25 protein-coding genes are annotated in these 26877 nt (G+C 42.5%); 18 read left to right on the forward strand and 7 right to left on the reverse strand.

The features are described from left to right. The first annotated feature begins 145 nt into the window (after window positions 1-145). Together ACZ43M_RS07810 and ACZ43M_RS07815 are read left to right on the forward strand one after the other, a co-directional pair. Window positions 146-1171, forward strand: a complete 1026-nt coding sequence (locus ACZ43M_RS07810) for a PAS domain-containing protein (protein WP_464506831.1) — start codon at window positions 146-148, stop codon at window positions 1169-1171. A gap of 161 nt (window positions 1172-1332) precedes the next feature. Next, window positions 1333-2343: a DUF1646 family protein gene (locus ACZ43M_RS07815; RefSeq protein ID WP_464506833.1), complete on the forward strand. Its 1011-nt coding sequence runs from the start codon at window positions 1333-1335 to the stop codon at window positions 2341-2343. Between the two features lie 62 nt (window positions 2344-2405). Here the strand turns inward: ACZ43M_RS07815 and ACZ43M_RS07820 are convergent, their stop codons facing one another. Further along, window positions 2406-3527 carry a metallophosphoesterase gene (locus tag ACZ43M_RS07820; RefSeq protein WP_464506835.1) on the reverse strand — a complete coding sequence of 374 codons (1122 nt, stop codon included), beginning with the start codon at window positions 3525-3527 and terminating at the stop codon, window positions 2406-2408. An 81-nt stretch (window positions 3528-3608) separates the two neighbouring features. Then, window positions 3609-5747, reverse strand: coding sequence for a YhgE/Pip family protein (locus ACZ43M_RS07825; RefSeq protein ID WP_464506836.1), 2139 nt, complete (start codon window positions 5745-5747; stop codon window positions 3609-3611). A gap of 205 nt (window positions 5748-5952) precedes the next feature. Between ACZ43M_RS07825 and ACZ43M_RS07830 the strand changes: the two genes are divergently transcribed. From ACZ43M_RS07830 to ACZ43M_RS07855, 6 genes are all read left to right on the forward strand, one after another. After that, window positions 5953-6273: a hypothetical protein gene (locus tag ACZ43M_RS07830; protein ID WP_464506838.1), complete on the forward strand. Its 321-nt coding sequence runs from the start codon at window positions 5953-5955 to the stop codon at window positions 6271-6273. Between the two features lie 169 nt (window positions 6274-6442). Next, window positions 6443-7117: a P-loop NTPase family protein gene (locus tag ACZ43M_RS07835; protein ID WP_464506839.1), complete on the forward strand. Its 675-nt coding sequence runs from the start codon at window positions 6443-6445 to the stop codon at window positions 7115-7117. A 5-nt stretch (window positions 7118-7122) separates the two neighbouring features. Further along, a complete protein-coding gene (locus ACZ43M_RS07840) occupies window positions 7123-7353 on the forward strand; it encodes a 4Fe-4S binding protein (RefSeq protein ID WP_464506841.1) in 231 nt (76 codons plus the stop codon). An 18-nt stretch (window positions 7354-7371) separates the two neighbouring features. Then, window positions 7372-8436, forward strand: coding sequence for a 3-methyl-2-oxobutanoate dehydrogenase subunit VorB (locus ACZ43M_RS07845; protein WP_464506842.1), 1065 nt, complete (start codon window positions 7372-7374; stop codon window positions 8434-8436). Next, window positions 8433-9191: a thiamine pyrophosphate-dependent enzyme gene (locus tag ACZ43M_RS07850; RefSeq protein WP_464506843.1), complete on the forward strand. Its 759-nt coding sequence runs from the start codon at window positions 8433-8435 to the stop codon at window positions 9189-9191. The genes ACZ43M_RS07845 and ACZ43M_RS07850 overlap by 4 nt, the downstream gene beginning before the upstream one ends. Window positions 9192-9209: 18 nt before the next feature. Then, entirely contained in the window at window positions 9210-9761 is a 552-nt protein-coding gene (locus ACZ43M_RS07855; RefSeq protein ID WP_464506845.1) for a 2-oxoacid:acceptor oxidoreductase family protein, read from the forward strand. Between the two features lie 1494 nt (window positions 9762-11255). On the opposite strand, the gene ACZ43M_RS07860 is transcribed toward ACZ43M_RS07855, so the two are convergent. Continuing rightward, a complete protein-coding gene (locus tag ACZ43M_RS07860) occupies window positions 11256-12158 on the reverse strand; it encodes a nuclease-related domain-containing protein (protein WP_464506846.1) in 903 nt (300 codons plus the stop codon). A 225-nt stretch (window positions 12159-12383) separates the two neighbouring features. On the opposite strand from ACZ43M_RS07860, the gene ACZ43M_RS07865 reads away from it, so the two are divergent. Next, window positions 12384-12725 (forward strand): cupin domain-containing protein, encoded by a 342-nt coding sequence (locus tag ACZ43M_RS07865; protein ID WP_464506848.1) that lies wholly within the window; start codon window positions 12384-12386, stop codon window positions 12723-12725. Window positions 12726-12751: 26 nt separating this feature from the next. Here ACZ43M_RS07865 and ACZ43M_RS07870 read toward each other — a convergent pair whose 3' ends face one another. Further along, window positions 12752-14926: an MMPL family transporter gene (locus tag ACZ43M_RS07870; RefSeq protein WP_464506849.1), complete on the reverse strand. Its 2175-nt coding sequence runs from the start codon at window positions 14924-14926 to the stop codon at window positions 12752-12754. A 211-nt stretch (window positions 14927-15137) separates the two neighbouring features. Here ACZ43M_RS07870 and ACZ43M_RS07875 point away from each other — a divergent pair, with 211 nt between their 5' ends. From ACZ43M_RS07875 to ACZ43M_RS07895, 5 genes are all read left to right on the forward strand, one after another. Continuing rightward, window positions 15138-16076, forward strand: a complete 939-nt coding sequence (locus tag ACZ43M_RS07875) for a sugar-binding transcriptional regulator (protein ID WP_464507985.1) — start codon at window positions 15138-15140, stop codon at window positions 16074-16076. A gap of 226 nt (window positions 16077-16302) precedes the next feature. Then, window positions 16303-17418, forward strand: coding sequence for an IS4 family transposase (locus ACZ43M_RS07880; RefSeq protein WP_464506851.1), 1116 nt, complete (start codon window positions 16303-16305; stop codon window positions 17416-17418). Between the two features lie 199 nt (window positions 17419-17617). Next, the gene (gene deoC / locus ACZ43M_RS07885) at window positions 17618-18292 is read left to right on the forward strand and encodes a deoxyribose-phosphate aldolase (protein WP_464506852.1); all 675 of its coding nucleotides are present in this window, start codon (window positions 17618-17620) and stop codon (window positions 18290-18292) included. 19 nt (window positions 18293-18311) lie between these two features. Next, window positions 18312-18485 (forward strand): XapX domain-containing protein, encoded by a 174-nt coding sequence (locus tag ACZ43M_RS07890; protein WP_464506854.1) that lies wholly within the window; start codon window positions 18312-18314, stop codon window positions 18483-18485. A 121-nt stretch (window positions 18486-18606) separates the two neighbouring features. Further along, window positions 18607-19935: an IS3 family transposase gene (locus tag ACZ43M_RS07895; protein WP_464506855.1), complete on the forward strand. Its 1329-nt coding sequence runs from the start codon at window positions 18607-18609 to the stop codon at window positions 19933-19935. A gap of 68 nt (window positions 19936-20003) precedes the next feature. Here ACZ43M_RS07895 and ACZ43M_RS07900 read toward each other — a convergent pair whose 3' ends face one another. Beyond that, window positions 20004-21005, reverse strand: coding sequence for an anion permease (locus tag ACZ43M_RS07900; protein WP_464506856.1), 1002 nt, complete (start codon window positions 21003-21005; stop codon window positions 20004-20006). Window positions 21006-21016: 11 nt separating this feature from the next. After that, window positions 21017-21634: a DUF47 domain-containing protein gene (locus ACZ43M_RS07905; protein ID WP_464506857.1), complete on the reverse strand. Its 618-nt coding sequence runs from the start codon at window positions 21632-21634 to the stop codon at window positions 21017-21019. A gap of 334 nt (window positions 21635-21968) precedes the next feature. Here ACZ43M_RS07905 and ACZ43M_RS07910 point away from each other — a divergent pair, with 334 nt between their 5' ends. Then, window positions 21969-22223, forward strand: coding sequence for a GlsB/YeaQ/YmgE family stress response membrane protein (locus ACZ43M_RS07910; protein WP_464506858.1), 255 nt, complete (start codon window positions 21969-21971; stop codon window positions 22221-22223). 31 nt (window positions 22224-22254) lie between these two features. Here the strand turns inward: ACZ43M_RS07910 and ACZ43M_RS07915 are convergent, their stop codons facing one another. After that, the gene (locus ACZ43M_RS07915; protein ID WP_464506859.1) at window positions 22255-23178 is read right to left on the reverse strand and encodes an RluA family pseudouridine synthase; all 924 of its coding nucleotides are present in this window, start codon (window positions 23176-23178) and stop codon (window positions 22255-22257) included. 112 nt (window positions 23179-23290) lie between these two features. Here ACZ43M_RS07915 and ACZ43M_RS07920 point away from each other — a divergent pair, with 112 nt between their 5' ends. From ACZ43M_RS07920 to ACZ43M_RS07930, 3 genes are all read left to right on the forward strand, one after another. Continuing rightward, a complete protein-coding gene (locus ACZ43M_RS07920) occupies window positions 23291-23689 on the forward strand; it encodes a YhcU family protein (protein ID WP_464506860.1) in 399 nt (132 codons plus the stop codon). A gap of 187 nt (window positions 23690-23876) precedes the next feature. Beyond that, window positions 23877-25616, forward strand: a complete 1740-nt coding sequence (locus ACZ43M_RS07925) for a phospho-sugar mutase (protein WP_464506861.1) — start codon at window positions 23877-23879, stop codon at window positions 25614-25616. A 145-nt stretch (window positions 25617-25761) separates the two neighbouring features. Next, window positions 25762-26877, forward strand: a complete 1116-nt coding sequence (locus tag ACZ43M_RS07930; protein ID WP_464506862.1) for a GAF domain-containing sensor histidine kinase — start codon at window positions 25762-25764, stop codon at window positions 26875-26877.

The raw sequence follows: 26877 nt of genomic DNA on the forward strand, positions 1-26877 counted from the left end.
AAGTTCTTGAACATTAAGTGTCAATAATCAACGAGGTTATTTTCATTAAATTGTTAGAATTGAAAAAAATTTGCATTTAAAATAAAGTTAAAATAGGGTTATATTAAATAATTTTTAGAACGTTTAAAAAGGCAGGGATCCTATCGTGAACCAACCATCACCTGATGTTGAGAACATAGAAGAATTGAAATCAAGAATCAGAGAGCTGGAAGAGAGAGAAAAGGAACTGGAGAGGAAGCTCCAAGTGAATCAATCTTTGCACTCAATGATCCTTGATTCACTGCCGATTAATGTCTTTTTGGAGGACCAACAGGGTAGAACCGTATTTGCCAATAAACAGGCATGTCAATTAAATGGGATGAAGTTGAAAGATTTGGCTGGGAAGACTGTCTATGATTTTTTCCCGAAACCAATTGCTGATCTGAACCGAAAAGTAGATTTGGAGGTTTGGAAGAACCGCAGTCTGATTACAAGGGAAATAAAGGTTGGTTTCCAAGGAAGGGAGTCCCATATGTTTACCGGGAAAACGATTATTGAGCTCCCGGAATTTGATAAGGAGTATCTGCTTGGTTTTGGGTTGGATATTACCGATTTGAAAAAAGCTCAGGAAAAGATTGCCCAAATGGCTTATTATGATGCCTTGACCGGACTTCCCAATCGCTGGTTTGTTCAGTCTTATCTTGAAAAATTTCAACATGAAATAGAAATGGACGAACCGCTACTTGGCGTCCTGCTTCTAGATTTGGATCACTTCAAGATTGTCAATGATAGTTTAGGACATCATGCCGGGGATCTGTTACTACAATGTGTTGCAGAACGATTAAGGTCAACCAAGGGTGAGGAACAGGTTATTGCCCGATTGGGCGGTGATGAGTTTATTTTTCTTCTTCCAGGTATTGGTAATCCCGAGGAGGCAGCGTTGTTAAGTGAACACATCTTATCGGTACTGGATGAGCCATTTACGGTACACGGTCAAAGCTTTAAAATAACTCCGAGTATCGGAATCAGCTTATATCCCTCTCACGGTGAGGATATGTATACTCTTTTTCAAAATGCTGATATAGCCATGTACCAATCAAAGGAAGAAGGCAGAGGCTGTTATACCTTCTTTACCCCAGACCTGAAACATAGTGCATTGAAACGAATGAATACCATAAGTGCTGCCCCTTAACAGGCAGTATTTTTTTGTTAATAGGAATTAACGACTCCTCATGAACCGTCCTTAGGGGCTCGCCGATTGGCGATTTTTCATATGATTTGTCAAACTATTTAAAAAAATATTATAATAGTTTTATATTCATAAAAAATCTACTAATAAGGATTTGGAGAAAAATGATTGGTTTAGTTGTTATTTTACTGTTGGTTTTGTTTTTGCCCTTTTTTGTCAAACAGGTAGAGCACAATTTGGAGATTTTTTTATTCATTATGGGAATTGCCGCGGCTTCCATTAGTGGGATGATGGATTTCCACTTAATTGAAAAGGCTTTGATCGATCCAATCAATATTACCATTGCGGTTTTAGTTGCCGGCTTATTATGTAAATGGCTTCAAGGCCCGCTCGAAAAGTCTATCCTGTTCCTGTTTAAAAAGATGTCACCACCCATCTTTTTTGCTTTAACAGTAATCGTGTTAGGACTGGTTTCTAGTATTATTACCGCTATTATTGCCGCAATTGTACTAGTTATTATTATCAATGTGCTGCCGCTTGACCGTAAAGCGGAGATACGTCTTACCGTATTGGCCTGTTTTTCAATTGGCCTTGGGGCAGTGTTAACACCGATTGGCGAGCCATTATCCACGATTACGATTAGTAAATTAAATGAGGACTTTTTCTATTTAATTCGCCTGATTGGTGTTGAGGTTATTCCGGCGGTGTTGATCTTTGGTTTACTAACCGTATTTCTGGTCAAGCCAGTGGAATCTTCTAGTGGTTTGGAATCAGAACAAAAGACTGAAAGCTACAAAGAAATCGTGATTCGCTCAGCAAAAATTTACTTATTTGTGATGGGGCTGACATTCCTGGGACATGGGTTTGAGCCGTTAATCAATGAATACATAATTGGGCTTCACCCGGCATTGTTATATTGGATTAATATGATTTCCGCCATTTTGGATAATGCTACACTAGCGGCAGCAGAAATTAGCCCCGCAATGGATGCTAAAACAATCCAAGCAGTATTGCTTGGTCTGATCATAAGCGGTGGGATGTTAATTCCCGGAAACATCCCTAATATCATTGCAGCCGGAAAATTAAATATTACTAGTAAAGAATGGGCCCGGTTCGGATTGCCAGTGGGGCTCATAACAATGGCCATTTATTTTATCATTTTGTTAGTCATATAATAACGATTCATATTGTATTCATTATCAGCTTAAAGACAATGAATACAATATGAATTTTTTTGTTAGAAGAAGCTAGACTCTAATTTTCTAATCGTATTTACCGTTTCTTTGTGTTCAGGTTTTAGCAATTCAAATAAGGCATTATCCGTTTTCACCAATGGATTGCCATCATCATCGGCAATTGGGCGGGCGAATGATGTTCCTTTTATGACCTTCCACTTTCCATCTTTCTGTTTGAGTTTTAAATCAATGATTCCAAGATGGCTACCGAACGCACCAGGCATCACCACGGGTTTGCCATTAATTTCACCGGTTTCCAAGTTGGTTTTCGGAAGTTTTTCATAAACTGGTCCGGGGAAAACGCTGTGCGAGTGTCCAGAGAGAATGGCGTCAATACCCGGAATTTTTGTTAAATAATAAACCGCATTTTCGGTATCGGGAGAATAAGATTCAGCACTAATCCCGGTATGAGCAAGGGCAACGATGATATCTGCTCCTTCACCCTTCATAATCGGTACATACTCTTTCGCTGCATCGACAATTGGCTTAGGGAAGACTCTTCCTTCCAAATTGGATTTATCCCATTTCATGATTTGCGGCGGCATTAGCGCAATCACACCGATCTTCAAATCATGAGTTTCTCCATTTAGGTCGGTAAACTTCCTTTTTAAAATCACATACGGTTTAAAATAGGGAGTGTTCGTTTTTACCGAAATGACATTGGCATTAATCGCTGGCATTTTTGCGCCTTTTAACGCGGCATTTAAAAATTTCAATCCATAATTAAACTCATGGTTGCCTATCGCAATCGCATCATAGTTTAAATGATTGAAAGCGCGGTAAACAGGGTGAACCTTTCCTTTATAAATCCCTCTAATCCTCGCGAGATATTCTCCAAGTGGATTCCCTTTGAGATGGTCGCCCCCATCAAATAACAGGGAATTCTGCACTTCTTTTCGGGCCTGACGGATGAGCGTTGCCGTTTTCACCAGGCCAACCTTGTTGTTCACTTTTGAAAGATAATAATCATAGTTGATTAAGTCCGCGTGTAAATCGGATGTCTCTAACAGCCGTAATTGTATCGTCGGCTCATTTGCAGGAACCATAGCAAAGAAATGAGAAGCAGGCATGTGCCAAACCAACAGGATGGTGATAAAAAAGAGCATGGCGGTCTTTTTAAACACTTGCAGTAACCTCCTCATGGTGTAAGTTCCAATAGTATTTGTTGTTTTAAACGAATTATTATAAAACGGAGATTCTTCCTATTAGTGGAGGAGTCTGCTTTCTGTCGCTTTCCGTTTTAGTCCTCCGCCATATTTTTCAATTGGTTCTTTCAGGACTAAGCCGAACAGTAATGTGACTATAGCAATTCCCAAGAACACGGCCAAATCTCTTTTCACGATTTCCCATAGAATGCCGCCGGTTGCTTCCCGCATCAGGCTGATGGCGTAGGTAAACGGCAAAAACGGATTAATTTTTTGAAAAAATGCCGGCATCACCTGGATTGGAAAGGTTCCACCTGCCGCCGATACTTGCAGAACCAATAATATAATTGCTGCACCTTTGCCGACATTGCCTAAAATCGACACCAGCGTATAAATGATTAACATAAATAGCCCGCTGCACAATAATCCAAATAGGATAAACCATAGCTTGTCGGCCACATATGTTTTTAGCAGAAATATATCACCCAAGGTCACAATCAAGGATTGGCACAGGGCAATTGTCAAAAAGGTGAGAAATCTGCCCAAATAAACATGGTTTGGCCGATAGTGTGTTGGCAGGCCATGCACCTCAACGGATATTAAGGAGATCAACAGCGTCGCACCAACCCATAATGATAGGGTAGTAAAAAATGGCGACATCGCCGAGCCGTAATTAGGGATGGGATACAGTCTTTTCTCCTTTAACAGGACAGGCTCCGCAAAGAAGTCGCTTTCTTTTTTTACATCATTCCGTAATAAATCAATAATATCTAGGATGTCCTCGGTTTGTTCAAACTCACGAATTTTCGCCGCCAGCTCCGTAATTTTTTGCTTAATGGCTGGAAAGTCCTGTTGCAAGAGTGCCAAATCTCGTCTTCCGATGGCAATCCCTCCAGCGGCATCATTCAGGATTTTCTTAACTCTAGGCAGAGTCTCGTCTGCATTTGTAAAAAATTCATTTGCCTTAAGTGGCAGTGCTTTGGCTGTTTGTGTTATCTTTGCAAATTTCGGTGCAATTGCTGCATCATAATTATTTACTAGTTCGCCAAGAGCAGTATTCGCTGCCGCTGCCCGTTGATTGATTTTTTGTAACATCTCCTCTGCAGGGGCTGCAGCACCTTGAATAGATTGCAGATTTTGCAATAAGGTTTGTGCGTCCGTTTTTTGCTGTGATAACCTGCTGATTTCAGAATCAAAGACTGTTGTCTGCCCAAGTCCATTGAGACCGTCAAACAGATTGATGAAAAGTGATTCTATTTTTGCCATAGTTGATAAGCGGTGTATTCCATCATTTAGAGCACTGTCTTTCTCCTCGACACTGGCAGTGGTTGACAATAATATGCCTGTTGTTTCCTCGACCCCCGCGGATATCTGCTCCAGATAAATGAGATTTTGTTTGACGGTTGGCGCAAGGTTAGCAAGCGCCTCTTGATTACTGTCCAAAAAGTCATTGACCTTTTCCGATAGCCCGCGGGCTTGAACGATGGTGCCTTCCACCTCTGTTACAAATGATTGCAAATCAGCGACTATTTTCTCCGCTTGCTGTGCATCTTCAGCTGCCGTATTCATGATCGTTTCCGCCTCTGATAAATGGTCGTTTAACCAAAAAATCATACTCTTCAGTTTTTCGAAAGAGGGCAAATTCTTTTGCAGCTCGATGCCAAGCTCGTTAAAAATATCAAAGATGACCCCATTGGCTGTTTTGATAAAATTCTTTGTTATTTGCTCTTTCATTCCAGTTGCCCCTTTGGCAGTGATTTTCGGGGCAATCGCATTAATTTTTTCATTCACGACATAAGTAAGCTGTGGCTTTTCCGGGTTATCGCTTAAGACGGTTGCGATTTTTTCGGAAAAATCCTTTGAAATCGTAATGCTGGCAAAGTATTTTCCGCGTTTGACCCCCTTATCGGCCTCCGGGGCATTCACGAATTTCCAGCCAAGTGAATTATTGTTCTTAAGCGAGTTGATTACTTCTTTCCCAATGTTAATCGACTTCCCTCTGATCACAGTCCCTTTGTCCTCGTTTACTACTGCAATCGGAAGTCCTTTCGTATTGCCGTACGGATCCCAGGACGCCTTGATGTTAAACCAGGCATAAAAGGACGGAAGCACTATTAATGCCATGATAATAATGGCCGCAGCCCAGTTCGAGGTTATACTTTTCAGGTCATCCCGGTAAATCTTGAAAATCTTCTCCATTTGTAAACCACCCTTTTGTTGGTACTCTTAGTATCCGTCCAATTTAAGAGTTGATACGTATACATACCGAGCGATGGGGCAGGTTGTAAACAGACAGAAATTTGTCAAAAACATGTGAATAAATCGTGAAAAAAGCCGTTTCCACCATTTATAAAGGGATAAATTTTATATAATGGTGTCAGTAAAATACTGGGGGTATTTGGACATGAATATTACAACAATTATTGAACTAGAAAATCAAGAAGTGGAAGCGATTGCCGGTGCAAAGTTAATTTTTGCACAGGAACAAATTGAAGAGAATATCATTGAAACTTGCGTAGAATGCTTTCAAATAGAAGGCTCTGAAGAAAAGATCTCAACTGATGAGGCCATGGAAAGAGTATTTAAGCAGTTGCAGCAAGAAGGGGTTATTCCGGCAACTGTTGAGGATTTTTCCTTTGAAATGCCATCGTGCGAAAGACTGAAAAGCAAGTCAGACCAGTTGGCTGAACTGCCGCAAAAAGTGATTCTTTCGTTTATGTCATAGCGTGAATTTCCATCGAGAAGGTGGGATAAGAAGTTCTTCGGAGCTTCTTTCTTTTTAACCCTGTGACTTAAGTCAAAGCGGGCCACGTAGGCATTATTTTATAATAGACTTAAAGAAATTTTTGGAATACAGTTTGCAAACGCTTACATATAGGTGGTGAGTATTTAACTTGGATTTTAATAGAGTGGTTATTTTTACAGGACATTTTGGCAGCGGCAAAACAGAGCTGGCCATTAATCATGCTTTAGCTGTAAGGAAAAAGCATGAGAAGGTGGCAATCAACGATTTGGATATCATTAATCCATATTATCGCTCGCGTGATGTGGCAGCCATTTTTAAGGAGCATGATGTGGAATTAATCGCTCCGCAGAGCCGCTTGGCGACATCTGACCTGCCGATTGTTTCCGGTGAAATCTATCGGGTAATCCACGACCCGCGCTATGTGCTAATTGTCGATGCGGGCGGTGACAAGGACGGGGCAACTGCGCTCGGACAATATTATCATGAGTGGAAGGACCTGCAGCCTGAAGTTTGGTTTGTCCTGAATGGGAATCGGCCCTATGTCTGTACGTTAGAGGGAGCCTTAGTTACGATTGACCAAATTGAGCATGCTTCCCGCTTGAAGGTGACAGGCGTGATTAACAATTCCAATATCGGACTGGAGACTTCGGTGGATGATATTTTTAGAGGTTTAGAGTTAAGCGAGCGGGTGGCACAGCACCTGAAGATCCCTTTATTATATACAACCATTTCCAGTCATTTGAAAAATCAAGCAGAGAATTTTGCGCAGAGTCATGAAGTTGTCTATATACAGCGGTTTATGAAATTACCTTGGGAAGGGTGAATTCCGTGGAAAAACGAGTCCTTTTTAATGAAGATATTTGTAAATCTTGCAGCCTTTGTGTTCAGGTTTGTCCAACGAATGTTATTTTTCTAGCAGACTATTTAAATGGCAAAGGCTACCGCCCAGCCACCGTCGTCGATCAGGAGCATTGCATCAGCTGTGCTAAGTGCGCTCAAGCTTGCCCGGATAGTGTCATCTCGGTGTACCGGCCGGTAAAGGTTCTGCAAACTGTGTAAGAGAAGGGAGTTTTTGGTATGGGGAAAGTGTTAATGAAAGGAAATGAAGTAATTGCCGAAGCGGCTGTTCATGCCGGCTGTAAATATTTTTTCGGTTACCCGATTACGCCGCAAAGCGAGCTTGTTGCCTACATGGCAAGGAGGCTGCCTGAAGTTGGCGGACTGTTCCTGCAGGCTGAAAGTGAAATCGCGGCAATCAATATGGTATACGGTGCAGCAAGCGCAGGGGTCAGGGTGATGACCTCTTCATCAAGCCCGGGTTTCAGCTTAAAGCAGGAGGGCATTTCGTATTTGGTAGGTTCAGAGCTGCCGGCAGTGGTCGTCAATATTGCCCGCGGCGGCCCGGGACTGGGGAATATTCAGCCAGCGCAATCGGATTATTTTCAGGTGACAAAAGGCGGCGGCCACGGAGATTACAATATTCCGGTATTGGCTCCGGCCAGCCTTCAGGAAATTGTCGATTTGACCCAGGAGGCATTTGATATCGCAGACCGCTATCGGTCGCCGGTTATTTTGTTAGGTGACGGCATGCTTGGACAAATGATGGAACCTGTCGAGTTTACTGAGCGGTCTGTCGTCAGGCAGTTTGAGAAGGAGTGGGCAACGACCGGCACTCGCGGCGACGGCGGCCCGAAGACGATTAGCTCTTTGGATCTCGATGCGGAAACCCTTGAGAAGCGCAACTGGAATCTGCAGGCAAAGTTCTCGTTGATGAAGGAAAATGAAGTCCGCTATGAAACGTTTATGGTCGATGATGCGGACTATATTATGGTTGCATTTGGCACAGTGGCTAGGATTACGATGAATGCCGTGAAGCGGGCTCGTAAAGCGGGCCTGAAAGTCGGGTTGATTCGGCCAATTTCGTTATGGCCATTCCCGGATAAACCATTCCTTGAGACTCGTGATCATGTGAAGACTTATATCTCGGTTGAAATGAGTGCCGGCCAAATGGTTGAGGATGTCAGACTCGCAGTGAACGGCCATGCCCCGGTAGACTTCTTCGGCCGAACCGGCGGTGTTGTCCCGACCCAGGAAGAAATTTTTGAAAAAATCATCGCAGTTGCCGGAGGTGTTTCGGTATGAAAATGAAGACCGTATTTACAAAAACAACCGGATTAACAGATAAACCTACTCATTACTGTCCTGGGTGTACCCATGGGGTTATCCACCGCTTAGTGGCCGAGGTTTTGGAGGAAATGGGCATTCTGGAAGATACTGTTGGCGTGGCCTCGGTCGGTTGTTCCGTGCTTTCCTATGAATATTTTAATTGTGATATGACCCAGGCAGCCCACGGCCGGGCACCGGCTGTGGCAACCGGTGTGAAACGGGTGCTGCCTGACCGCTTTGTGTTTACCTATCAGGGGGACGGCGACCTTGCTTCGATAGGCATTAGTGAAGTCATTCACGCTGCGGCCAGAGGCGAAAATATTACCGTTATTTTTGTCAATAATGCCATTTACGGCATGACCGGCGGGCAGATGGCACCGACCACTTTGATTGGTCAAAAAACAGCGACGACTCCGTTTGGCCGGGATCCTCGAGTTCAGGGCTCGCCGATTAAGGTTTGTGAAATGATTGCGACATTGGATGGCGCGGCATATATCGAGCGGGTGTCGACCCATGATGTTCCGCATATTGGGAAAGCCAAAAAGGCGATTCGACGCGCTTTTGAAACACAGAAGAAAGGGCTGGGTTTTTCGATGATTGAGATCCTTTCGACCTGCCCGACTAACTGGGGAATGGACCCTTCTGAGTCTCTGGAATGGGTGAAAGAGCAAATGGTTCCGGTTTATCCGCTTGGCGTTTATAAAAATAATGCCAATGGCGGTGTGAACTAAAAAAGGAGGGGTTAAACCATGCTCGAGGAAATGATTATAGCCGGCTTTGGCGGACAGGGCGTTATGTCGATGGGCCAGCTGATTGCTTACGCCGGCATGATAGAGGGAAAAGGCGTTTCCTGGCTGCCGTCCTATGGACCGGAGCAGCGGGGCGGGACGGCCAACTGCGCAGTGGTGGTAAGTGATGACCCTGTAGGCTCGCCGGTAGTGACGCAGCCAACAACAGCGATAGTCTTAAATAACCCTTCGTTTGATAAGTTCGAACCGCGGGTCCGTCCCGGCGGGCTGCTGATCGTGAACTCTTCTTTAGTCATGAAGGTATCAGAGCGAACGGACATCAAGGTAGTCGAGCTGCCAGCCACGGATTTGGCCAATGACCTAGGCAACTCCCGGGTGGCTAATATGATACTTTTAGGGGCTTTTTTGGAGTTTTCTAAGATCGTCTCTGAGGATTCGATTATTGAATCACTGCGGAAGGTACTTGGCGAGAATAAGTTACATTTAATTGAGGTCAATAAATTGGCTCTGAAAAAGGGAGCCGCTCTGGTTGTTGGGGCGGGGGTAGGGTGAATAGTGTTTTTGGGAATCAGCCGTTTGGTGTGAGACAGCGGCTGGTTTTTTTTGTTTTTATTAAAAGGGGTAATTGAGGGTTTGGTCGATAGTTGATTTGCTAAAAAAATGAGTTGCAGTACCTATAAAAGGCTAATAGTGACCGAGTCGTGAAGGAAAAACAGAATCGGGTAACTATAAAAGACTTATAGTGCCCGAGTCGCGGAGAAAAACCAGAATCGGGTAACTATGGAAGGCTTATAGTGACCGAGTCGCAGGAAAAAGCCAGAAGTGGGTAACTATAAAAGACTTATAGTGCCCGGGTCGCGGAGAAAGAACAGAAGTGGGTAACTATGAAAGGCTTATAGTGCCCGAGGTGCGGAAAAAAATCGGAATTGGGTAACTATGAAAGGCTTATAGTGACTGAGTCGCGGAGAAAAACCAGAATCGGGTAACTATGAAAGGCTTATAATGACCGAGTCGGGGAGAAAAACCAGAATCGGGTAACTATGGAAGGCTTATAGTGACCGAGTCGCGGAGAAAAACCAGAATCGGGTAACTATGGAAGGCTTATAGTGACCGAGTCGCAGGAAAAAGCCAGAAGTGGGTAACTATAGAAGGTTTATAGTGACCGAGTCGCAGGAAAAAGCCAGAAGTGGGTAACTATGAAAGGCTTATAATGACCGAGTCGGGGAGAAAAACCAGAATCGGGTAACTATGGAAGGCTTATAGTGCCCGGGTCGCGGAGAAAGAACAGAAGTGGATAACTTTAAACGGTTTATAGTGACCCAGTCGCGGAGAAAAACCAGAATCGGGTAACTATGGAAGGCTTATAATGACCGAGTAGCAGGAAAAAGCCAGAAGTGGGTAACTATAAAAGGTTTATAGTGACCGAGTCGCAGAGAAAAAACAGAAGTAGGGAACTATGAAAGGCTTAAAGTGCCCGGGTCGGGAGAAAAATTAGAATCGGGTAACTATGAAAGACTTATAGTGCCCGGGTCGGGGAGAAAGAACAGAAGTGGGTAACTATGAAAGGCTTATAGTGACCGAGTCGCAGGAAAAAGCCAGAATTGGGTAACTATGAAAGGCTTATAATGACCGAGTCGGGGAGAAAAACCAGAATCGGGTAACTATGGAAGGCTTATAATGACCGAGTCGCGGAGAAAGAACAGAATCGGGTAACTATGGAAGGCTTATAATGACCGAGTCGCAGGAAAAAGCCAGAAGTGGGCAACTATGAAAGGCTTATAATGACCGAGTCGCAGGATAAAGCCAGAAGTGGGTAACTATGAAAGGCTTATAGTGACCGAGTCGCAGGAAAAAGCCAGAATTGGGTAACTAGAAAGGCTTATAATGACCGAGTCGCAGGAAAAAATAGGACGTAGGTATCTATGAAAAACTATATAGTGTCCAAGTTGGTCTAATAAGTTGGTCCATGGTCACTATGAAAGCCCCATAGTGACCATGGACCGTTAATCTTAAAGGTTTGGGGAAATATAGGTAAATTACAATGACTCATTTCTCATAATAACAATATTTCCCTTTGCCAATTGCATTAAAATTCGTTTTTAAAATTCTTCTAATCATTTTTTTAGGAAAAACCCCACCACACCACTCAAAAACCAAATTCGTCGTAATCTTCATCTCCGGAAATAGCATTATCAACTCCCGCACACTCCGCATTACAGCTGCATCCACCGGCTCCTCGGCACCACAATCTCCGCACACAAGTTTATTTCCTTTCACAAAGGTAGACAACCTATTACATGTCCCACAACTGTTACCCTTTCGAAGCCCATCATAACTATATTCAGGATACGTCGCAAATGGTGAATCCACCAGGTCAAGGGATACCAATAAATTGGCAAGATTCTCGTGGCCTTCGTTTAGCTTGGAATACTCGGAATTCAATTTTTTCAAGAAACGATTGAGTTGTGTTGGGAATATAACAAATTCATTTTGAGGAGCATTATATTGTGTATATTCGGGGTTGATGTAAACCAAGTAAGATTCGACTGGGAAATGAAATCCATATTGTTGGAGCAATTGGCGGATTAAGTCATCCGCGCGTGCTAACTGGTTAAGTGGATCCTTTATATATTTATCAGCTTTTCTTAGGCACCCATCAGAATCGTAGTGGTAGTCGCCTTCAAAATTTTTTACATCTGTGAGGTAAATCTTCTTTTGAAAAATGAGGATCTTGTCAATTTGGAATGTACTATTTCCTGATTTGAGCAACAGCCCATTAATGATATTGCACTTGCTCTGGAGCATCTCATCTGTTAGAGCATCGAATTTTACCTCACCGGCATAACCCTTCTCTAAAGTCCACAAATCACTATCAACCAACCTCATGCGAGCGTTTAAAGACCTCTTCTTCAACAATTCCTTCGGCACACATCGCGGTTTCTTAATCATACTCCACCATCCTTTACAAATTGTATAACTAATTAACAAAAATCAACACTTTCATTTTACAAAAATTTTCAGATAACCCGAGAGAAAAATATGAATTTTTTGTTAACAATTACCAAAACCCCGATGTTTAAATCGTGACATCTTAAAAGCAGTGACTTGGCTCACTTAATTGAAAATCATTATCAACTATAATAACATCAGAGGAACCAAAGGAGGAACAGCCAAATGGAAACGAATTCTGTGAAAGCTTTTATGGAATACAGCGAGGAGAAGTTCACGAAGCGGGTCATCTACAAAAAAGGTGAAACGACTGCGTTTATCCTAAACTTTCTGCCAGGGCAGACACTGCCGACACACAAACATCCAGGTACAGAGGTTTATATATATGTCATCACCGGAACCGGCACCATCATTATCGATGGTGCAGAAACGGAAGTAACTGAACGAGACCTGATCCATGTGGACAGCGAAGAAGAAATGTCATTTAAAAATAGCGGCACAGAAGCAATCAGTCTGTATGTCACTTTAAGCAAAATGCCAAACGAAAACTACGCAAAAAACATCTAACACAACAAAGCCAGCCCGATAAAAAATCAGGCTGGCTTTTTACGATGCTCCACATCATGTTTATTTTTAAAGCCAAAAAACCACCAGTTCCAATCACCCAACAGCTTCATCAACGACGGCACCAGCACCATCCGCACAATCGTTGCATCAATAAAGATGGCAATCGCAATACCGACCCCCAGCTGCTTGATTGGCATCACCCCAGTAAAAGCAAACGCACCGGTGACAACAATCATAATCGCGGCAGCGGAGGTAATAATTTTACTCGTGTAGGTTAACCCTGAAATGGTTGCTTCTGTATTATCGCCGGTCATCAGATAAAATTCCTGAATCCGGGAGATGAGAAATACCTCGTAATCCATCGATAGTCCAAATACCAAGGTAAACACAAACACCGGCAGAATCAGGCCGATATTAACCGGTTCTACTCCTAAATGCCCTTGCTGAAAAATCCACACGACAATTCCGAACGTACAGCCGAGGCTTAAGGCGTTCATCAAAATCGCCTTCAACGGAATCAGCACCGAACGAAACGCAGCCATCAGAATCACTAGCGTTGATATCATAATCAACAGCATGCCATATGGTGCCTTATCGATGATTTCATCGAAAATTTCCTGCTCAAATTTAATCGACCCGCCGAAGGTGGCATCAACCCCCAAATCCTTGCTGGACCAATCATGTATCCATTCACGGGACTTAGCCGTGTGCCCACCTGCCTTTAGATACACCTCAATCAGCATTTTATTATCTCTGACAAAGTGACTTAGCAATGGTGCAAGTTGAGTTTTGTCCCCAATACTCAGCAGCTGCTGGAATTGATCTGGGTCCTTGACTCCTGCTTCCGAAAACACCGAGTCAACAGAATAAACGAGTGAATCCTTTTCAAGCTTGGAAATCACTCCTTGGACCTGCCACAAATTCACCCCCGATAACACATCACCATTTGTTTCTAAAACAATCGAGACCTTTTTTTCGTCGCGTTTTTCTTTTTCAAAAAAATGCTCCCGGAACTTTTCTAAGGCAACCCGAGATGGGTATTCGGGAGGCAGGGAATCCGTCCCCGGGATGGTAAGTACCATTTGCCGCACCGGCATCAGCCCGGCTAATAGAATTGCTAGTGCAGCCACCGTCATCAGCACCGGCTTTTTCATGACCAGCTTGGCGAACGAATGCCAGGCACTTGTCCCATTGCCAGATAAACGCAGAACACTAAATTTGTTGATTCGCGGTCCCAACAGTGCCAAAAACGCCGGAAGAAACGTTAATGCACAAAGGGCGGAAACCAACACGACTGTCATCCCGCCAAGGGCAACATTTTGAAAAATATCAATTTGGATAAACCAAAGTCCCGACAAACCGATAAACACACAAAGCCCTGAAAAAATAATCGAGCGGCCTGCCGTGGCGACCGTGACCGAGATGGCCTCCGCAACTGTACCTCTATTTAATTCCTCTTTATACCGATTGATGAACAGCAAGGCGAAATCAATGCTCAAGGCAAGGCCAATCATCGGAACAATATTCAAGATGAAAATCGTTAAATCGGCACTATAACTGAAAAAATAAACAATTCCCATCGTAGTCAGGATCGAAAGGACACCGATGATGAGCGGGAGCGAGGCAGCAACAAGGCTGCCGAAGGCGAGAATCAGCACCAACAGGGCAATCGGCAGACCGATCATCTCAGCTTTGGCCAAATCCTCCTGGCTTGCGGTGTTTAAATCTTTGACAATTACTGGTTCGCCGGTCACAGTCACGGATAGCCCTTTTTTGTTGCTAAGCAATTTCTTTAAATCACTGATCTCCGAACTGAGGCTCTCTGCCTTTTTATCAAAGGTCAGCAGACCATAGGCGACATTTCCCTTGATCATCCCCTCACGGTCAAAGGGCGTGATGATTCCTTTCGCATCGTCAAAATCTTGAAGCCTGTCAAACGTATCCTCAATAAATTCAGTGAACCTGTTATCACTGACGGACTGCCTTTTTTCAAAGACAAGGATGATCGAAGATTTTGCCTGGCCAAAGTCCTCCTCCAAGATTTTGCGAGTTTTATTATATTCTCCGTTATATTCAAAACCGTTGCCGCTTAGGACAGTAGGCAGTTTTACCGCGAAGTATCCAAACAGCAAAATGGCGAAAACCCAAATCGCCAGTACTACTTTGTAATATTTGTATATGAATTCACCCAGTTTTTGCATCCAATACCCTCCAGTTTTGGAAACTGATTATCCATGTTAAGTATACAGAAAATTGGAATGATAACCTTTGACCATTTTGTGACGATTCACCACAAATACTTTAATAAAGATTTCCCTTAAAAGAAGGCCGTGATGCATTTTGAAAAAATGTTCACCGCTAATTTTACAAATGTTATAATGAAGGTAATTTCATGAAGTTTAGGTGATGGCAGTGGATCAGGAAAAATTAGCGAAGGTCATCGATGCGGCCAAATTATATTATTTATTGGACTATAATCAGAACGAGATTGCCTCCATATTGGGAGTATCGAGACCGACAGTATCAAGGCTGCTGCAGCAGGCAAAAAGTGAGGGCATTGTTCAAATTACGATTATGGACCCGACGGAAAACGTGGATAACCTTGCGAACAAACTTGAGGAGAAGTTCCAGTTAAAAAAAGCGGTGGTAGCATCGGTTCCCCAGTATGAAAACCATATTGTGAAAAATTATCTCGGGGAAAAAGCAGCATCCTATCTCGATGAAATTGTCAAAGACGATGACATTATTGGGGTGACTTGGGGAACCACGGTTTACCATGTAGCGATTGAATTAAAGCAGAAATTTGTTAAAGGGGTTAAAGTTGTCCAATTAAAGGGCGGGGTAAGCCATTCCGAAACGAATACGTACTCATCCGAAATATTGTATTTGTTTGGCAAAGCCTACAATACAGCGCCGCACAATCTGCCGCTGCCGGCCATCGTCGACCATGTGGTGGTGAAACAGGCGATGGAGGCAGACCGCCATATCCGTAAAGTTCTCGATTTAGGAAAACAGGCCAATATTGCTCTGTTTACAATTGGTTCGGTGAAAACAGACTCGTTATTGTTCCAACTGGGGTACTTTTCGGATAGTGATCTCCATTCGCTTGAAGGGAAGGCGGCAGGCGATATCTGTTCACGGTTTTTTGATAGTGAGGGGAATCTCTGCAACGAAAGCCTTAATGATAGAACGCTCGGTATAGACCTGCATGATTTAAAAAATAAGGAATATTCGATTTTGGTTGCTGGTGGTCCGAATAAAATAGAAGGAATATTTGGGGCTCTAAAAGGCGGATATGCCAATGTTTTGATTACTGACCAATATACAGCAAAATTCTTATTGGATAAATAGGTTTGTGACAGGAATAAGAAACTTTTATCATTTGTTCAGTTACTGATTTACAAATGTTCAAATACTTTGATATAGTTATTTTGGGTCACTAGTGTTGCATTAATTTAAATTCACTATTAAAAATACTCAAAATGTTCAATATTATTATTTTGTGCAAAGAAAAAGTCCTTTATAATGGATTAGTCAGGTGGTAACCCGTCCAAATCCACTAAAAAAGGACCATCACATGGACAAGATTACACGAAAAACTTCATTTGGACAATGGTTTTCACCTATAAATCTTCAATTATTTGAAGAAAACGTGAAAACGATGAAATTAGATTACTATACGAAAAAATTAACGACAGAGTCATTTCTAAAATTACTACTTTTTGCGCAGCTACAAGAAATTGAAAGTCTGCATGCGCTGGGTGATTGTCTTTTCGATGACCAGCTTCAAAAAGGGATAGACCTTGATTCTATTAGTATTTCTCAGTTGTCACGGCGGTTAAACGGCATAAACCCTGACCTATTTCAAAGGCTTTTCCTTGATTTAGTGTCACAAATTCATGCCAAAACGCATTACACGAAACTCGTGATGCCGTTAAAAATCATTGATTCAAGCACATTGCCACTTAATTTGACCAATCATAAATGGGCTAAATTCCGCAAAACAAAAGCAGGTGTAAAGTTACATTTGCGCCTTGTGTTTATGGAAAAGGGTATATCCTATCCTGAAAAGGCCGTTATGACAACGGCAAAAGAACATGACCGTGGTCAGCTTGAAATCATGGTTGATGACAAGGAATGCATGTATGTGTTTGACCGTGGTTATCTAGACTACGAGCGCTTTGATCGCATGACTGATGATGGCTACTTCTTTCTTTCACGGCTACGCAAAAATGCAGTCATACGGAACGTTTACGATTTTAAGCTACCCAAGGATACAGCTGTTTTATCAGACCAAATGGTGTTGATAGGTACGACTCAAAACCGTGCTGAAAATTACTTTCGGCTTCTAAAAGTGATTGATTCAAAAGGAAATGAACTTCATTTAATTACAAATCGTTTTGATATAAGCGCCGAAGAAATTTCAGAAATGTATAAATCACGGTGGGCAATTGAGCTGTTTTTTAAATGGATCAAACAACATCTCAGCATCAAAAAGTTCTACGGTCAAAGCGAATGGGCGATTCAAAATCAAGTATTTATCGCACTAATTGTTTTTTGCCTACATGTTCTCGTACAAATCGAGACCAGAAGCAAGCGAAAAACCTTACAGATTAGCCGTTATCTAAGGGCTGCATTGTGGAAACCAGCGAATGTTTGGCTTCGAAAGATTGAAGGAAAAGCCATCCCTTAAATATGCAAATTGTCGTCGTTGCAAAAGTCTAATTGTAAATAAATTTCCAAATGGATAGGGCCACCTTTGATTGGGTATTTACTTTTTTGCCTCTAAACAGGGAAGGTGAGTAAACTGAAAATTATGACACTATTTATGCAACACTAGTGATTTTGGGTAAATTAACAATAGAAAAAAACAAAACGGGGGTTAGATAAACATGAGCCAAACTATTGCAGGAAAGATTGATCATACATTATTAAAAGCAGATGCCACAAAAGAGCAAATTGTTACATTGTGCGAGGAAGCGAAAGAGTACTCGTTTGCATCCGTTTGTGTTAATCCGACTTGGGTAAAAACTGCCGCAGAATTGCTAAAGGAAACACCAAATGTGAAGGTTTGTACTGTTATCGGTTTCCCGCTTGGGGCCACGACATCTGAAACAAAAGCGTTTGAAACAAAGAATGCCATTGAAAATGGTGCAAATGAAGTAGATATGGTAATTAATATTGGTGCGTTAAAGGACAAACAGGATGACCTGGTTCAACAGGATATCAAAGCCGTCGTTGATGCGGCCAAGGGGAGGGCACTTGTAAAAGTAATCATCGAGACCTCCCTGCTTACAGATGAGGAGAAGAAGCGCGCCTGTGAATTGGCTGTGAAAGCCGGGACTGATTTTGTCAAAACATCAACTGGATTTTCAACCGGCGGGGCAACAGTCGAAGATATTCGCTTAATGCGTGAAACCGTAGGACCCGATCTTGGTGTGAAAGCATCCGGCGGTGTGAGAAGTCGTGAGGACGCGCTAGCCATGATTGAGGCAGGGGCAACTCGGATTGGGGCAAGCTCAGGTGTCGCCATTAGCAAGGGTGAAGTTTCATCAAGCAACTATTAATTAATGGTGAGGGAATCTTATGAAGGAAGTTTTTCTAGCACTAATTGCTGGTTTAATTGTCGGGATGCTGTTTAAATTTTTAAAATTGCCGCTCCCCGCGCCGCCAGTGTTCTCAGCTGTCGTTGGTGTATTTGGTGTTTACTTTGGAGGCGTACTTCTTGATTGGATCATGAAGATATTTCAGCATTCATAATAAAAAAAGAGGCTTTTCGCTAGAATGGTACCTGTAGGTAGGACACTTGTAAAAAAGAGTGTTCAACCTGCAGGTATTTTTTATATACTTGAATTTCAGAATATGGGGATTAGGGGACAACATGAGTAAAATAACTTTTTCATCTAAAGAGATAAATACACTACAAAAAAATCCAAATGTACAGCGTGTCAGCGAAAAATCCATTACCTATACAGAAGAATTTAAAAATAGATTTATCGATGAATACCAAGTCGGCAAACTCCCACGTCAAATTTTTGAGGAGAATGGATTTGATGCGGACGTCATTGGCATAAAACGAATTGAACAGTCGGCCTGTAGGTGGAAAAAAGCCTATGAAATGAATGGCTTGATCGGGCTTACAGATACAAGAAAAACATCCTCCGGCAGACCTTTAAAACGGGAGCTTACACCCTCCGAAGTAATTGAGAGACAAAGAGCCAGAATTGAGCTATTGGAAGGGCAGGTAGAGCTGTTAAAAAAGCTAGAAACGACCGAAAGGAGGCTGCTAAACGCAAGCGAGAATCTAAATCCAAATAAGGCATATCAATTGATCCAGGAGACGCTTGAGCAAAACGGTTTTAAGGGAATGACTAGGTACTTTTGTGAGCTTCTGGGTGTTTCCCGGTCTGGATACTATAGTTACATGAAGGCTGCCTCTGTTCGTGAAGCAAGGGAGAAGTTAGACCTCGAAGCGAAGGAACTCATTTTAAAGGCTTTTGACCGAAGAGGATATAAGAAAGGTTCACGCTCCATCAAAATGATTTTGAAGAATGAGTTTGATGTTAACTTCAGCCGTAAAAAAATCCGGAGAATAATGAGGAAATATGGAATTGTCTGTCCTCACAGAAAGCCAAATCCATATAAAAGAATCGCCAAAGCAACAAAGGAGCATCAGGTCGTACCAAATAAGTTAAACAGGGAATTTAAGCAAGGTGTACCAGGGAAAGAATTATTAACGGATATTACATATTTACCATATAACGGAAGTAGTATGGCCTATTTGTCAACCATAAAAGACGCCTCCACCAATGAGTTATTAGCTTATCATATTTCAGATCGTATCACTTTAGATATCGCAACAAAGACCATCGATAAATTAATGAAAAATAAGAAAATTAGTTTACATTCGGAGGCATTTATCCATTCTGATCAAGGGAGCCATTACACAAGCCCAAGATATCAGAAATTGTTAAAAAGACATGGTTTAGACCAGTCAATGTCTCGGAGAGGAAACTGTTGGGACAATGCCCCGATGGAGTCTTTCTTTGGGCATTTAAAGGATGAGGTAGACTACCAGTCTTGTAAAACATTAGATGAACTGGAGGCGAAAATAAATCATTACATGGTTTACTATAACAATTATCGATATCAATGGAATTTAGAAAAGATGACCCCTATTCAATATAGGAATCATCTTTTAGCTTCATAACTCTTTTTTTCATGTGTCCTTGACATGGGTGCCAGATTACGCAACAGTGCGAAAAGCCTCTCTTTATATTAAAAGAACAGATGAAGAATGAAATAGAAAAGACCGGCCAGTAAGGCAGAGATAGGCAGGGTAATCACCCAGGTGATAAGCATGCGCTGTGCCGTCCCCCATTTGACCCCCTTCAGGCGATGGGCTGACCCGACACCAAGGATACCGGATGAAATAACGTGGGTTGTACTAACCGGCAAATGGATATAGGTAGCACCAAAAATAATAGCCGCACCTGTCAAGTCGGCCGCAACACCATTGATCGGGCGAATTTTCATGATCTTCCCGCCAACCGTTTTAATGATTTTCCATCCGCCAATGGAGGTTCCAAGACCCATGGCTAGAGCACAGGAAAATTGAACCCAAAAAGGAACATCGGCGTTATGAGGAAGAAAATTATTCGCTATTAACGCCATGGTGATAATCCCCATTGACTTCTGCGCGTCGTTTGTCCCGTGGGAATAGGACTGCAATGCCGCGGTGGCAATCTGGATATAACGGAAATTCCGGTTTGTTTTGGTTAAATTAAAATTCTTAAATACCACTTTAAAGATACTGTAAACAATATAGCCGACAGCAAAGGCTAAAATTGGTGAAAGAATAAGAGCCTCAATAATTTTGATGAATCCTGTATAATTCAGGACATTTAATCCCTCAGCGGCAATCGCTGCTCCGGCAATCGAGCCAATCAGAGCATGAGAGGAGCTGCTCGGGATGCCGTAATACCAGGTGATTAAATTCCAGGCAATCGCTGAAAGTAAGGCGGCTAAAATGACAATGGAACCGTGTTCTAAAAGGAAAGGATCGACAATATCCTTTGAAATGGTTTTGGCGACTCCTGTAAAAGTCAGGGCCCCAATAAAATTCATTGACGCTGCCAAAAGAATGGCCTGGCGTGGCCGCAATGCTTTAGTTGAAACGGAAGTGGCAATTGCATTAGCCGTATCATGGAAACCATTGATAAAGTCAAATGCAAGGGCACCAATCACAATTAATATGGTTAAAACGAATACTACACTCATATAAGGGCTCCTTAGGCATTTTTCATAATGATGGTTTCAAGCGTATTGGCAACCGTTTGGCAGCTATCCGCAATATCTTCAAGGTTTTCATAAATTTCCTTATATTGAATAATCCGGATTGGATCCTTTTCTACATTAAACAGGTTTTTAATCGATTGACGTAACACATTATCACATTTTGATTCGTAATCTTTGATTTTTATGGCATGCTCTCTAATTTGCGGCAGCTTTTTATTGGAAAGCAGTTCAACGGATAAATCAATTTCATGGACACTGCTTTGGATGGCGCTCACGAATTGCAGCATATATTCATCCGCTTGGGTTATGTTATACATTTCGAACAGTGCTGCTGTCGCTTCTAGGCCATCAAGAATATCATCCATGGTCATGGCAAGTTGCAGGATATCCTCACGCTCAATTGGCGTAATGAACGCATCATTCAGCTCCTTAATAACCTCATGGACAAAGGAATCTCCCTTTGATTCAATTTCTTTCATTCTCTCCGCGAACACTTTCAAATCGCTGATTTCCTTTAATTTGTATTCAGTGAAGAAATTGACACCTTCTTTCATGTTAGAGGAAATATTATGTAACAACGCCGAGAATTTGTCTTGTTTTCTGAATGCCATATGGTTGGACCCCCAATATTTTATAAAAATAACGTACTAATTTTATCTGAAAAATGCCGATAAAAGAAACAGTAAACGTGCAAATTTACAAAAACTTAACATTAGAATTTTCTGATTATTACCTTCTACCTTGATACTTTTTTACTTTTGCCAACAATTTTTAGAATATGTATGGCTTTTTTCCTTAATCAGGCAGAAATGCCTAAAAATACTCTTCAGCCTGTGAGTATAAAAATTATATTTGGGTATGTTAATTCGTACAAGCAGTTTTAACTGTTTTGCAAGGCTCGAGACGCTTATCATTAAGTGAATTAGTGAAAAGGAGTGTTATAACGTGAGCTTTATTTGGGCATTGATTGTCGGAGGTATTATTGGTTGGTTGGCCGGCCTTATCGTAGGCAGGGACGTACCAGGGGGCATTATTGGGAATATCATTGCAGGTTTTGTTGGTGCATGGCTAGGGCAAATGGTGTTAGGAGATTGGGGTCCAGAAGTGGCTGATTTTGCAATCATACCCGCCGTCATTGGCTCGGCTGTGTTGGTCCTGCTGCTAAGCTTTATCATGAGATCGTTCCGAAAAGCCGACTAAATACAAAAAGTCTCCCTAAGCGGGAGGCTTTTTATAATGTATGGACATCCACCATTTTAAAAATGACGGGTTTATCGCGGAACGGAGCATGACAGACAATGACTTCCCCCGTAAAAGGGTGGGTAAATTGCAGCTTGGCGGCATGCAGTGCCTGCCTGTCGGTCACCGGTTTTCCGCCATACAGCGTGTCGCCCAGTAACGGGTGGCCAATATGACTGAAATGGACGCGGATTTGATGGGTTCTTCCTGTATCAAGCCAGCATTTTACATACGTTAGCTTTTCCTGTTTATCTTCCAATACTACCTGGTAATGGGTAATCGCCTCTTGTCCGGACGGAGATACCCGTCTTCTTGTTGGGTGATGGCGGTCCCGGCCAATGGCTGCGCCAATCGTGCCACGTACTTGTTTCAAAAACCCATGCACCAATGCTATATAGGTCCGTTTGATGTTTCGTTTCTCAAGCTCCCGGTCCAAAATTGCACCTGCCAAGGCGTGCTTGGCAAACAGGATCGCTCCTGACGTATCTCGGTCCAAGCGATGCACCTGTCTGATGTCGCGGTTTTCCCCTTGTGCCAGTAAATGAAAACAGGCCGCATTTACCAGTGTATCTGTTTCCTGCTTGTTATCGTTAGGATGGGTATTCATAAACGGCGGCTTATTCAGAATCAGGACATGGTCGTCCTCAAAAAGAATCTCAAGCTCCCGAAAATGCGGAATGATATGGGTTTCTTCAGATTCAAATAAGCGAAGCTGAAGTTTTGAGCCGGTAACAAGGGGCGTTGTCCAATTGGCCGCTTGCCCATCAACCGTAACCTTTTTCTCCATTCGAAACGTATGGGTTAGTTTTTTCGGGACTTCCCACACTTCATGAAACAAACCTTGTACTGTTTTTCCTTGCCAGTTCTCTGGGACAATGATTTGGAACCATTCGCCCATTCGGCTTGTATGTAGCATTGTTTATCTCACCTGCCATCCACTAATTACCACCGGAAAGGCAGTAATAGATATGGTATTCTTAACATATATAATACGACAGAAAACTGCGATGGCAAAGGGTGGGTTAGTAGTGAAGATTGTTTTTGCCTCGACTCCGAGTCAAGAAGAAGAAATCTGTGAGTTAGTGCGGTATATTTATACCAATATTTTTCCGCGTTATTTTACCGATGAAGATATTAATGAGTTCCAACAATTAAAAATATTGCATACCTCAGAACAGCACTTTCAGGAAATGGGTACCTTAAAAGATGCGTTTCAAGTAATGGCGAGTATCCAAACACTGATCTCGATTCTTGAATCGCCGCAGCTTGATGACCAATATGAAGAGTTGTTTAATAAAAATGTGGCGACTCTTGAAGAGTTTGGCTTGGTGTTTCCGTTCTCCTACGAACAATTCATCGATGCGAAACATATGAAAAACACGATGCTGAGTATCTATACTAAAGCAGACAATGAATTGCTAGTTTAGGAAAAAGCCTGCCGAATAGGCTTTTTCTTTTTTTATGGTTTCATGTATTATAGTAGTTGACTGCGATATACATAATGAATGCGAAAATTGTCGGTTTATTTAAGACAATTTTTAAAGGAGTACACCACTTGCACTTCGAAACAATAGTATTGTAAAGCGCAACTTGAAGAGGAGGGGGTCCTTAAGGATGGACTGGAGAGCAACAGCTAATAGCTGGCTGGAATTTAATGATTTGGATGCAGAATTAAAACAACAATTGATGGAACTCAAGCAAGATGAAAAACAGCTTGAGGATGCCTTTTACAAAAATCTGGAATTTGGTACAGGCGGGATGCGCGGAGAAATCGGTGTCGGCACAAATCGGATGAATCTCTACACCGTCCGCAAAGCATCGGCTGGACTTGCTGCATACATAGAAGACCATGGCGATGAGGCAAAACAACGCGGGGTAGTTATTGCCTATGATTCTCGTCATAAATCACCGGAATTTGCCTTGGAAGCGGCCAAAACACTGGCTACACAAGGTATTCAAACTTATGTATTTGACGAACTAAGACCAACACCGGAATTATCATTTGCATTAAGACATTTAAACGCTTATTCCGGAATCGTGATTACCGCTAGTCATAATCCACCTGAATACAATGGCTATAAGGTTTATGGCTCTGATGGCGGACAGCTGCCACCGGCTCCTGCCGATGAGGTCATTGCCAAGGTAAATGGTATTGAGAATGAGTTATTGATCGAGGTGGACAGTGAAGAAACACTGCGGGCCGCCGGATTAATTAAAACCATCGGGGCAGAAATTGATCAGGCCTACACCGAAAAACTAGAAACCATCTCTGAAAACCCAGAGCTTGCCCAAGAGAGTGATATCAAAATTGTCTTTACTCCGTTACATGGGACAGCCAACAAGCCTGTCCGGGCCGCACTTGCTGCGTTAGGTTATGAAAATGTTACCGTGGTGAAAGAACAGGAGCTTCCAGATCCGCAGTTTTCGACGGTGAAAAGCCCGAACCCGGAAGAGCATGCAGCCTTTCAATTAGCCATCCGCGAAGGAAAACGCGTAGGCGCTGACCTTTTAATCGGGACCGACCCGGATGCTGACCGCTTGGGAATTGCTGTGTTAAATCCTGATGGTGAATATATTGTTCTTACAGGGAACCAAACGGGTGCATTATTACTGGATTATTTGTTATCCCAGAAAAAGCAAAAAGGTACACTGCCCCAAAATGGTATCGTATTTAAAACAATCGTAACTTCAGAAATTGGCCGCAAGATTGCTGCTGATTACGGGTTGAAAACTGAGGATGTTCTGACTGGCTTTAAATTCATTGCTGAGAAAATCAAACAATATGAAGAAACCGGTGAGCACACCTTCTTGTTTGGCTATGAAGAGTCATATGGCTATTTAATCGGCGACTTTGCCAGGGATAAGGACGCTGTTCAAGCTTCTCTATTAGCAACTGAAGTATGTGCCTTTTATAAAAAACAAGGCATGTCCCTTTACGAGGGTTTAATGAGCGTATTTGAAAAATACGGCTATTACCAAGAAGGGCTTCGTTCCCTAACCCTAAAAGGAAAAGAAGGAGCAGAATTAATTCAGAAGATCCTGACTTCATTCCGCGACGAGCCGCTGGCGAGTCTTGGTTCCGTAAAAGCAGTGGCAACCGAGGATTATTTAATTGGAAAAAGGGTTACAGAGTCTGGGGAAGAAAGTATCGATCTGCCGCAATCCAATGTGCTGAAATATTTGTTTGAGGATGGATCATGGGTGTGCTTGCGTCCATCTGGGACGGAGCCAAAGGTTAAGTTTTACTTTGGTGTTAACAGTTCATCACTGGAAGAAAGCAAAGCAAAACTCCAGCAAATTGAACAAGATTTTATGTCGGTTGTCGATCAAAAAATTAAACAGGCTCAATCCTAAATTATGACCCGAAAGGCGGTATGCCTTTCGGGTTTTGTTTTAAGGTTACGACTTTAGTCCTAGAAAATTCAATACTTTTTTCTAAGGTGTTAGGATTCAATCTTGATATAATGAGAAAAAGACCGTAAATTCGGAGGATTCATAAATGGAGGAGAACCATGTATCGGATTTGCAAATATTAAAGGAAATTGCCGAGCTGCTCAATCGGGGAATAGACCCGTCAATCGTCCTTTCAGAGGTTTTGAAGAAGCTGCTGCATGTTACTGGCCTACAAACGGGATGGATTTTTTTAATCGATGATTCCGGCATATTTACACTGGCGGCGAGGGAAAATTTGCCTCCTGCCCTATCTGAAAATAACTTTACGCCCATGTGCGGCGGTGATTGCTGGTGTATCGACCGCTACAAGGATGGCAGGTTGGATAAGGCGACCAATATTATTGAATGCAAGCGTCTAGAGGATGCGATTGAACGTAAAGCAAGTGATACATGGGGATTAACCCATCATGCCACCGTACCGCTTAAAGCTGGTGATGAAAAATTTGGCATCCTAAATGTTGGTTCTCCTTATAAGCGGCGGTTTACGAACGGAGAACTGGCACTGTTGGAATCAGTGGCCCTGCAAATTGGTACCGCGTTAAAACGAATGAAATTGACGCAGAAAGACCAGGAACTCGCGTTAACAGCAGAGCGGAACAGGCTGGCAAGGGACTTGCATGATTCGGTCAATCAATTGCTGTTTTCCTTAAGTCTGACAGCATCTGGCGGAAAAGAACTGAGTGATAGCACTGAAGTGAAAGAGACATTCGGATACATTCAAGATTTGGCTCAGGAAGCTCTAAATGAAATGAGGGCGTTAATTTGGCAGCTGCGGCCAAGGGGATTGGAGAAAGGCATTGTCAGTGCGTTATGCAGTTACGGAGAAATGCTTGGGTTAAGGGTCAATATCAAGGTGAATGGGGTCATCCATCTGCCATGCGCCATTGAAGAGGGGTTGTGGCGGATCGGACAGGAGGCATTGGCTAATTGCAAAAAACACTCTGGTCAATCGACAGTCGACCTATCGATTGAAGCCGCCGAAAACTATATCATGTTTTTATTTAAAGACAAAGGCAGCGGTTTTATCTATGATGAAAGCAAAGAGCTGCCATCACTTGGGTTAAAAAGCATGAAGGATCGGACGAATTCCTTATCTGGGACTTTTAAGTTAACAAGCAAACCGGGCAAAGGGACAACGGTGAGGGTAAAAATACCGTTTTAG

Source organism: Neobacillus sp. B24 (genome assembly GCF_055381825.1).